The organism is Streptomyces sp. NPDC045695 (assembly GCF_056432025.1).
In genome coordinates this window covers 1-9,297 of the sequence record NZ_JBWKJU010000040.1, presented here as the reverse complement: position 1 = coordinate 9,297, position 9,297 = coordinate 1, and the positions used below count along the sequence as shown (strand labels likewise).

General features: G+C 69.3%; 6 protein-coding genes and 2 pseudogenes. All 8 read right to left on the bottom strand.

Annotation, left to right across the window (positions count from 1 at the left end; translation table 11 throughout):
- Nucleotides 1-677: 677 nt before the first annotated feature.
- The 8 genes and pseudogenes from AC07DU_RS33800 to AC07DU_RS33765 all read right to left on the bottom strand — a co-directional run bounded on the left by AC07DU_RS33800 (nt 678) and on the right by AC07DU_RS33765 (nt 8,729).
- Nucleotides 678-1,157, bottom strand: a complete 480-nt coding sequence (locus tag AC07DU_RS33800) for a transposase family protein (RefSeq protein ID WP_479115756.1) — start codon at nt 1,155-1,157, stop codon at nt 678-680.
- A gap of 456 nt (nt 1,158-1,613) precedes the next feature.
- Nucleotides 1,614-2,384, bottom strand: a pseudogene (locus AC07DU_RS33795) (thiopeptide-type bacteriocin biosynthesis protein); the annotation flags it as partial.
- Between the two features lie 946 nt (nt 2,385-3,330).
- The gene (locus AC07DU_RS33790; RefSeq protein ID WP_479115754.1) at nt 3,331-4,596 is read right to left on the bottom strand and encodes an acyltransferase family protein; all 1,266 of its coding nucleotides are present in this window, start codon (nt 4,594-4,596) and stop codon (nt 3,331-3,333) included.
- A 321-nt stretch (nt 4,597-4,917) separates the two neighbouring features.
- Entirely contained in the window at nt 4,918-5,871 is a 954-nt protein-coding gene (locus AC07DU_RS33785) for a transporter (RefSeq protein WP_479115752.1), read from the bottom strand.
- Nucleotides 5,868-6,776 carry an ATP-binding cassette domain-containing protein gene (locus AC07DU_RS33780; RefSeq protein WP_479037793.1) on the bottom strand — a complete coding sequence of 303 codons (909 nt, stop codon included), beginning with the start codon at nt 6,774-6,776 and terminating at the stop codon, nt 5,868-5,870. Before AC07DU_RS33780 ends, AC07DU_RS33785 begins: the two co-directional genes overlap by 4 nt.
- Nucleotides 6,773-7,201 carry a GntR family transcriptional regulator gene (locus tag AC07DU_RS33775; RefSeq protein ID WP_479037790.1) on the bottom strand — a complete coding sequence of 143 codons (429 nt, stop codon included), beginning with the start codon at nt 7,199-7,201 and terminating at the stop codon, nt 6,773-6,775. The genes AC07DU_RS33780 and AC07DU_RS33775 overlap by 4 nt, the downstream gene beginning before the upstream one ends.
- 394 nt (nt 7,202-7,595) lie before the next feature.
- Nucleotides 7,596-7,724 (bottom strand): annotated as a pseudogene (locus AC07DU_RS33770) (IS5/IS1182 family transposase); the annotation flags it as partial.
- A 417-nt stretch (nt 7,725-8,141) separates the two neighbouring features.
- Nucleotides 8,142-8,729, bottom strand: a complete 588-nt coding sequence (locus tag AC07DU_RS33765) for a GNAT family N-acetyltransferase (RefSeq protein WP_479036290.1) — start codon at nt 8,727-8,729, stop codon at nt 8,142-8,144.
- Nucleotides 8,730-9,297 lie beyond the last annotated feature (568 nt).

Below are 9,297 nucleotides of genomic sequence, written 5' to 3'. Positions count from 1 at the left end.
CTGCCGACCCTCGACGACGCCAACTACCGCTGGGTCTGACCCGCCGTGGACCACGTCGGAGTCCGTCCCGACGATGTCTTTGTGAAACCATCAATAAGGGCCGGCGTCCGCCGAAACAGGCCACCACTTCTGTCGCCGTGGAGTCCAGGAGGACCAGGAAGACCAGGAACATAGTCGGCTAGCTCTCGGGCCAGGGCGGCCGCAGCCTTCCCGCCGGCCGACCGTGAACAGTCTGGAGCTGCCGGATCCGCGCAGAGCCCACGATCACGGCGATCAACCTCCGCGAACGGCTCCACCGGTGGCCGGCCGCCGTGCTTGCCACTGCACTGCAACTGCACAACCATGCGGGCCCCGGCATCCCCCTTGGCGAGGTGCTGGGGCCCGGCTGGTTATGGGACGGAGACCGGGGTGTAGGCGCGAGCCTGGGTGGTCCACATGGCCGCGTACTCTCCGTCCGCGGCCAAGAGGGAGGTGTGGGTTCCCTCTTCGAGAATGCGGCCGTGGTCGAGGACGATGATGCGGTCCGCGTGCTGGGTCGATCCCCGTCGGTGGGTGATGAGGATGACGGTGCGGTCGGCGGCGAATTCGCGGATGCGGTCGTAGGCGGCCTGCTCGGCTCGGGGGTCCAGTGCGCTGGTGGGTTCGTCGCAGATGAGCAGGGGTGCGTTCTTGCGGGCTTAGGCGCGGGCTGCGGCGATCCGCTGCCATTGGCCGCTGGAGAGGTCTCGGCCGCCGGACTGGGCGGGGCGGATGTGGGTGTAGAGGCCGTCGGGCAGTGAGTCGATGACTGCGGTGGCGCCGCCGGCCCGGGCGGCAGCAAGTACGGCGTCGTCGCTCTGGTCGCCTTGGCCGAGGGTGATGTTCTCGCGGATGGTGGCCTGCCAGCGGGCGATGTCCTGGGGCAGCATCGCGAGGCGGGAGAACAGTTCGTCGGGGTCGACGGTGGTGAGGTCGGTGGCGTCCCAGGTGACGGTACCGCTGGTGGGGAAGAACCGCCGGACTCGCAATCGGAGGATGACCAGACGTCCGCCACTCGGCACGTCCGCAGGAAACCGCAGGTAAGAGCTGTGCACCCGGGTCGACTCGCTCCCACAGGCGGGGCATGCCGCCCCGGCCGCCGTACTGCAGAGGTCGATGCGTATCGCCTCGTGACTCACGGCCAGCGACAGCACCGACACGTCCGCGATGGATGGAAACAGCAGGCACTCCAGGCGGGGCGACGTCTCTTCGACGACGCTGCACTGTCGACCGCACCAAGATCGGCCCTGATCATTTTCAGGCCCAGTTCGCTGCCGCCACGCCCGACGGGGAAACGATCCGTAACCTTCTCCGTCAACACCCAGCTCGGTGAGAGCACGACACCGCAGCTCGTGGCACAACTACGCCACGTCCAGGAGGACTTCATCTGCGACCTGCTCCGGCTCTGACGCACACGCCTTCTCCGATGGCGGCCCGGCCGGGCCGCCATCGGAGAGGAGAGCCGGGTCGCCGGCAGCCCGGGGCCGCACGTGCTGGTCGGCGCGGGCCCGGCCCAGTCGGCGGGGCGACGCCATCACGAAAGCGGGTCAGAACCCATTTTCGAGATCGGCAACACCGGGGATGGCCGTGTCGAGTCAGCCGACCGGAGCCCGGGCCAGGCCCTCGCTGGTGCGGCGCAGCAGTTCGAGCACCTGCCGCTCCGCGGCGCCGTCGAGGCCCACCAGCCGGTTGAGGTGCATGTGGACGAATGAACGGCACAGCTCGGTGTGGCTCCGCTCGAGCCTGCCCTCCCGTCGCAACGCGGTGAGGAGGTCGGCCGCGGGTGCGAGGGCCGTCCGGCGTTCCGCCAGCAACAGGCGCAGGACAGCGGTGTCGGTGCAGTCCGGCCGGCCGAGCGTCTCCCGCAGCCGGTGCCCGCGCTGCCGGTACTCGTCGCCGCCCTCGCGGGACACCTCGCTCGCGCCGCGGTAGAACTGCAGCCGCTCGTCCGGCGCCAGGCCCAGCGACTCAAGCAGGTCGTCGACGCTGCTGACCGCCAAGTCCATGCGTTCCAGCGTGAGTTCGCCGTCTTCGCTGGCCTGGAGAAGCCGCGCGACCGAGGAGCTGTCGGCTCCGAAGACCGCCTCCGCCGCGTGCATTCCCTCGGCGCCGCCGTAGCGCTCGACCTCCCGCTCGTAGGTGTCGAAGGCGAACCTGGTGCCGATCCCGGTCGCCAACACGTCGCCGGCCCAGCGGCAAGCCTGGTCCATCAGCGGGCCGAGCAGGACGGACCGTTCGCCGTGGAAGCGGATCCGCAGGTGGCACTCGGGGTCGGTGTAGCGGACGAAGTACCAGGTGTCGGCCAACCCGGCGGCGGTGACGAACTCCCCGAAGGTGCGCACCGGCCCGGCGATCAGCTCGTCCTGCTGCCAGGGGCTGCTTACAGCTCACTGCTCCGGTTCCTGGAACGTGCCTGGCAGGCGGAACAGCCCGGCACGGCGACGCAGATGCTGAACCGGGCAGTCGTGCAGATGGTCAGCCTGCAGGTACCCGCCCAGGCGCTGATGGCAACGCCGCTGCCCGACGGGAGCGGAAAAACGTACGGACCGGAGTTCCGATACGTTGAGGAAGACCCGTGACGTGAGAAACGTGCCGCGTGCCGACTGAGAACCATCTCCTCGAACGAGCCGTCCCGATCAGGCGGTTCGTTCGATCTCCATGTCTCATGAGACGTCGTTACCACGCTGTGACTGGCGGCCTGGTTCACCGGGCCACCTGCTCCCTAGGGCCGACGGAACGGGCCGGCCTCTACTTCCTGGGAGAGGCCCCGACCGCCTCGACGAGAAGCAGGACGCCGTGCGCGGACAGTTGGCTGCCGGCGCCTGCCCCGAGATAAGCGTTCTGGCCGACGCACTCCCAACCAATTACGGAGGGCTGAGCGCGCATGGGATCGAGTTCTCAAACGCATCGACGAGTTGCTTGCGAGGCGGCAAGCAAGGCACCGCGACGACGTTCACAGGGCTCAAGCCGAGCAAGGTGACGCGCGCCCCTGACATGTCGCCCCGTCGTCGGCCCCGTTCGGTGCCGTGCCCAGCCGGTCTGCCGCTCGGCCCGCCAACTGTAAGGCGGCTGGAGGGGCCGGACTCCACTTCGAAGACAACCGGGTCCTCGATTCCGGCATCGGCGAGGACGAGGTTCTGGCGGTCGGTCGACGCCCGCTTGTGGACGAGATGGCCACGCTGTTCCTCGCTTCTGTCGGCGCATCGGACACGGGCATCCCTCCTCGCGTGTGAGGCGCCGTCGCTGCACCGTTCTCGGTTCTCGGCTGCCGTCATACGGCATCCCTGCCAAGGCCGAGGGAGGCTCTTGCCGTCACTGCTGGCACCGCGTCGAAGGTCGTCCGGAGAGGGCGGGCGCCGACGGGACATCGTCATCGGGTGCTGGTGCGTGAGGGCTGTCGGCAGCAGGTGGTGTGGGCTGGTCCGGCTCGGTGCGGGTGGGGTTGAGGGCGGCAGTGAGGCGGCGGCGGAGCAGATGGGCGAGTTTGCGGTCGACCAGGCGGTTGAGCACGGCGGCCAGGAGCAGGGAGCAGAAGAGGCCGAGGGCGACCGAGGGGAGGAGGCCGAGGCCGTGGGCGGTCTTGAGGATGCCGCGTGTGATGGGTATGCCCAGGCTTTGGTGGACCAGGTAGAAGGGATAGGTCAGGGCTCCCGCGTAGACGAGGGTTCGCGCTTGGAGGTGACACAGCGGGCCGGTGGCGGCCAGGGCGAGCAGTGCGAGGAAGCCGGTGAGGACGGCCGCGCTGACCGCCCAGCTGGAGTTGGCGTGTGCGGCGACGCGGTCGCCCAGGACGGTCAGGGTGTAGCACCAGGCGAAGCCGGCCAGGAGCCACAGGAGCAGGTTGGATCCGAAGCGGTGCATCAGGTAGAGCGCGATACCGGCCACGAAGAGCCCGGCGTACTGGGTGAGCAGGAACTCGTCCAGGACGGTGGAGTGCAGTTCGCGGCCGATGGACGCCAGGACAAGCCAGAGGAAACCGAAGGCTATGACGCGCCGGTAGGTCAGGCCGATCAACAGCAGCGCGCCCATGAGCAGGTAGAAGCGGGCTTCCACCCAGAGTGTCCAGGCGACGCCGGCAGTGAACTTCAGGCCGAGCGGGCTGGGCATCATCGTGAGGTTGCCGAGGGTGGTGCGCAGGTCCGTGGGTGCTCCTGAGCGCTGTCCGGCGAGCACGGTGACGGTACCCGCAGCGACGATGATCAGGACGACGGCCCAGTACAGCGGGAAGAGCCGGGCGATGCGGGAGACGGCGAACTGTGCCGGGGTGCGGCCCCAGCAGCTCATGCAGATGACGAAGCCGCTGATCAGGAAGAACGCCTCGACGCCGAGCCAGCCGTAGCCGCTGACCGCGTGGAGCAGCGGTGCTGCCTGCGGCAGGTCGTAGGCCTCGCCCCAAAAGCGCGGGGTCGGGGTGCCCAGGTAGTGGTACGCCGCCACGGCCGCCGCTGCGAGCAGCCGCAGCCCGTCGACCGCGGCCAGGCGTCCGCCGCCGGCTGAAGCACGGTGCATTCGTTGCCTGACGGTCTGGACCGGCCGGGGCGGGCTGCCGGTGGCTTCGGTGAATGTGGACGCGGGCATGGAAACTCCTGTGGCGAAGCGGCAGTTCGAAGAAGGCCGCCGGGAAGAGAGGGAGAGGGGAGGGGAGAGGCATGGCGCCTCGCCGCTGGGCGACAGGGGGCTGAGCGGGGTGCCGGTTCTGGACCAGGCAGGCGGACCCTCGCGGGCGATGCCTCACAGGCCCAGGGCGAGTACGAGGCTGGCGGGCCCGGCCGCTGTCGGCGCTGTGCTGCTCTTGAGCTTGACCGGGGACGTGGAGTTTTCGGGCATGGCGAGGCGACCTCCTTGCACAGGGATGAAGAAGCGAGATGAGAGGAGAGTGGGGAAGTGAGGAGTGCGGGGTCAGATCTTGCGGCGCAGCAGCAGGACGGTGACCGCGATCAGTACCACCGCGAGGCCGCCGAGGACGGCGATGTCGAGCCACTGGAACGTCCAGTAGTCACTCGCCGGACTGGCCTCGTAGAAGCGGGCGACATAGCCGTGCTGGGCCATGCACTCGCGCAGTTCACGGCCGGACGGGAAGGGACAGTTCATGACGTCGTCCCGGCGGCCAGAGGCGGTGATCAGGCCGTAGTGCCCCGTCGACCACTTGTCTCCCATTTCGGGCCTGGGCTGCGATCCGGCACTGATGTAGCTGTGCGCGGGCACCAACAGGCGCGCCTTGTGCGACCACTCGACGAGAGCCGTCATCGCGGTGGTCACCAGGAGCGTCAGGGCCATGGAGGACATCACCCGGCGCACCAGGAGGCCGAAGAGGGTGCCGACGGACAGGCCGAAGAGGGCGGCGGCGACGGTGCGGGGCCCGGATCCGCTCAGCGCCACGGTCTCGTACCAGAAGACGCCGTAGCTCCGGTCGGCGGCCGGCTGCCGCCACCAGCCGAACAGCAGGGCGAGGAGCCCCGAGACCGCCACCGTGCCCAGGGCGGCCAGGGCGAACCGTCCGGTGAACCACTGGGCGCGGCTGATGCCCTGGGCGAGGACCATGCGGGATGTGCCCAGTTCGCGGTCGCGGCCCAGCAGGGGCGCGCCCCAGAACATTCCGAGCAGGACGGGCAGGGCGATGTTGAGCGTGCCGAGCGCCTGGAGCGGCCCGACGTTCAGTCTCAGGGGCATGCCGTCAGCCCCCGTGCAGGACAGCGGGCCGGTTTCGCAGTGGTCGAACAGACCGCTGTCCAGGCTGGACACCATGCCCGAGCGGGAGATCACCGCGATGACCGCGGCGGTGGCCAGCACGAGTCCGGCACACGCGATGAGCGCACGCTGCTGGCGCCAGGCCAGCCACAAGGAGCCCGTCACGCTGTCTCCTCGGCATTCTGGGAGGCAGCGGGACGCGTCTCGTCGCCGGCCCGCAGATAGCCGAGCATGACGTCCTCGAAGCTGGCCTGCCGGACGTGCCAGTCGCCGCCGAGCCGGCCTTGCTGGCGGATCAGAGCGGTGAGCTGTCTGCCGCTCGTACGGCTGTGCACCACGGTGTGCTCCTTCAGGGCCGCTGCCCCGTCACGGTGTCCGGTCACGATGCTGTGGGCGGCACGAAGCTCGTCGGTGTCCTCGCTCAGTTCGACGCGGCCGTCCCGGAGCAACACCACCCAGTCGCAGGTCTGCTCCAGCTCGGGCAGGACATGCGAGGACAGGACGATGCTCAGCTCGTGCTCGGCCGCCTCGGCCATCAGCGTCGCCATGATCTGCTCCCGTACCAGCGGGTCGAGGTCGGCCAACGGCTCGTCGAGGAGCAGTAGTTCGGGTCGTTTCCCCAGGGCGAGGGCAAGCGCCACACGGGTGCGGAGCCCCGGCGACAGCTCGCCCACACGGGTGGTGAGCGGGATGTTCCCCTCCCGAACGACGCCTTCGGCGGCTCCCTGGTCCCATCTCGCGTTGAGCTTGCGGCCCATGCGCAGGGTGTCCGCCACGGTGAAACGCGGGTACAGCGGTTTGTCCTGGGTCAGGAGTGCGACCTTGCCACGCGCCTCGGGGGTGCCCGGCGTCGCGCCGAGGACCCGCACCTCCCCCGCTACCGGGCGCAGCAGGCCGCCCGCCAAGTGCAGCAGCGTGCTCTTGCCGGCGCCGTTGTGGCCGACGAGCGCGGCGATGCGTCCCTTCGGGACGGTGATCTCACAGTCCCGCAGGGCCCAGCCGCCCCGCGCGCGGAACCGGTATCCCAGTCCCGTGGCGCGCAGCGCGGCCGGCGCGGTGGGCCCGGTCATACGTCCTCCTCAAGGTGCTCCCGGTCGTCCGGGTGTTGTTCGTGCTCGTCCAGAGCTGCGGTGACCAGGGCCAGAATGTCTGCCCTCTCCAGCCCCGCCGCCCGTGCCCGTGCCGTCCACGCGGTCACTTCCGCGCGCAGCGGGGAGGCGTCCTGCGCACCGGGCCGCGCCAGCGACCGCCGTACGAAGGTCCCGAGGCCACGGCGGGCCTCGACAAGCCCCGCCCGCTCCAGTTCGCGATACGCCTTGAACACGGTGTTGGGGTTGATGGCGGTGGCCTCCACAACCTCTTTGGCCGTCGGCAACTTGTCCCCCACCCGCAACGTACCCATCCGCAGCGCCAGTTCGGTCTGTTGCACGATCTGCGCGTAGGCCGCGACTCCGCTTCCTCGGTCGATCCGGTAGTCGACCACGTCACCATCCATGCTTTCACTAATTGAGTAGTGAAAGCATGGATGGACATGCCTCCCCATGTCAAAACAGCCATCGACCCCGAGAGGAGACCGTGGGCCGTCCGGGCGACTTCATCGGGGCATCGCCTTTCCCCCCGCGGAGACACGTGGCGGGGAGCACCCGTCCCAGGCGGTGCGCGGGCGGGGCGGGGCCTGCAGAATGCGGCTGGGGGTGGCATAGGGGGTGGGATGGCTGGACATGGAAGCTTCCCCGCCGGGCCTGGAAGGGGCCGGCCGCCGCCGTTCTGCACCGGCCGCGCGGGCCGCTTGTAGCAGGAGCTGGAACGTTTCCTTTGCCGCCCGGTCGATGGACGGCAGCCCGCAGCGGGCTGCCGGGCGGAGCCAGGCTTTCCCCGAAGCTAGCCCGGTAGCGATCGGCGAGCTTGTCGAACCTGGTCGCGATCACACGGAACCGCTTCAGGCGGGCGAAGCATCGTTCGACCACGTTGCGGTCGCGGTAGATGTCCCTGTCGAACGCGGTAGACGGCCGCCGGGGGCTCCACGTCGCCGACGGTTGGCCACCTGGTCGCAGCGTTCGGGGATCGTGGCAACGATGCCCCGGCGCCGCAGCAGGTGGCGAGTCGCCCGGCTGGAATACACCTGTTTCCCAGCACCCGCGCCGGTGTCGGGCGAGGCCGGCCCGCAACGGCGCGCGGGATGCGGATGCTGTCGAGGACCGGGCCGAAGGCGTGGCATCGTTGACGTTGCCGGGCGTGACGTCGCGGGCGGCGTCGTAGAGGTGACGCCGAGGTGAGTCCAGAAGCCGCCAGTAGTTGATCTCGACTTCGGTCATGTACTCGTCAGCACATGGCCTGTTCGTCGCGTTAGCACCGCCCCTTAGGTGCTTTGGGCCCCCACCGGCCAGAGAGGAGCCAACCGGACGAGCACCGCCGTGTCTACCGCTTCGGTGGCCTCACCCCCGGGTGGGCCGACCCTCCCCGGCGGCGAGGATGTTTCCCTGGCTGCGGGTCAGCCGCCAGATCTGATCCTCGCCGGTCCCGGCCGGGGCGAGGCGCTCGGCAGGACGGCGCAGGTGTTCGGTGAACCCGAGGCGGGCTGGGACGGCACCGCTGGCGCGGTTGGCCGGGTCGTGGACGACCTCGACGTAATCGACGTTGGGGAGACGGAAAGCCTGTTCAATCAGGGCGCGGACGGTCCGAGTGGCCAGACCCCGGCCGGTGGCGGCAGGGTGCAACCAGTAGCCGATCTCACGGCCGTTGTCCGGGGTCTCCCCGCGCCGGAACAGCCCGCATGAGCCGACGATCGCCCCGTCAACCACGATCGCGTATGTGAACGCCTCGCCGCTGGCCCAGAGATCCATGCGGCGGTCCAGGAAATCGGCGGTCTTGGCCCGGCTGTGCTCAGCGACCCAGGGCATCCACGGGCGCAGGTGCTCCACCGACTCCTCAATGACCCGGAAGAACTCCGCAAGGTCGGCCTCGCCGTTGAAGCAGCGCAGCGTTAGTTCGTCCCACTCGATCACCTGCTGTGGAAGGTCCATTCCAGAAGGATCGTGTGCTGGCACTACCACCAGCAACAGGATTTCGAAACGCGGCCCTAGCTTGTCATGGACCTCGGTCTGTCCATCTTTCCGGGAGCCTGCGGGAGCCTCGCCGAGGTGGCACCCGCTCCCGATCACACGGAAGGAGGGAGTTGTCGTCGTCTGGACATGTGGTCCGATCAAGGACGCACGTGACCACGACGAAGGCCGTGAAGGTGAGTCTGCTGCCGGCGCCGATGTCCGGCCACCAACGTCAAGTCCACCCGCGCCGTCACCGGCCCGCGCCGTCACCGGCCCGTCGCCCACGGCAACGCGTCCGTCAGCTCGAACAACGTATCCGCCCGACGCGTCATCGACGCGTACAGGTCAAGACCGGTCAAGGCCTCACCACCCGATTGCGTCCGACCACGTTCCACGGCCCGTGTTGGAGGGCACCGACGTGGGGGGGGGGGGGGGGCGGCCTTCCCCCCTCCCCCCCCCCCCCCCCCCCCCCCCCCGCGCCACTGGGAAGAATTCGCCCACGTTCGTGCCCCGGGTCGTTCTTTTTTTTCTTTCGCTTTCCGAGACA

What these genes read in the sequence shown, in the direction of transcription:
- AC07DU_RS33780 (WP_479037793.1), bottom strand. Translation starts at nt 6,776, where the DNA reads ATGACCGGGCCCACCGCGCCGGCCGCGCTGCGCGCCACGGGACTGGGA.
- AC07DU_RS33765 (WP_479036290.1), bottom strand. Translation starts at nt 8,729, where the DNA reads ATGGACCTTCCACAGCAGGTGATCGAGTGGGACGAACTAACGCTGCGC.
- AC07DU_RS33790 (WP_479115754.1), bottom strand. Translation starts at nt 4,596, where the DNA reads ATGCCCGCGTCCACATTCACCGAAGCCACCGGCAGCCCGCCCCGGCCG.
- AC07DU_RS33775 (WP_479037790.1), bottom strand. Translation starts at nt 7,201, where the DNA reads ATGGATGGTGACGTGGTCGACTACCGGATCGACCGAGGAAGCGGAGTC.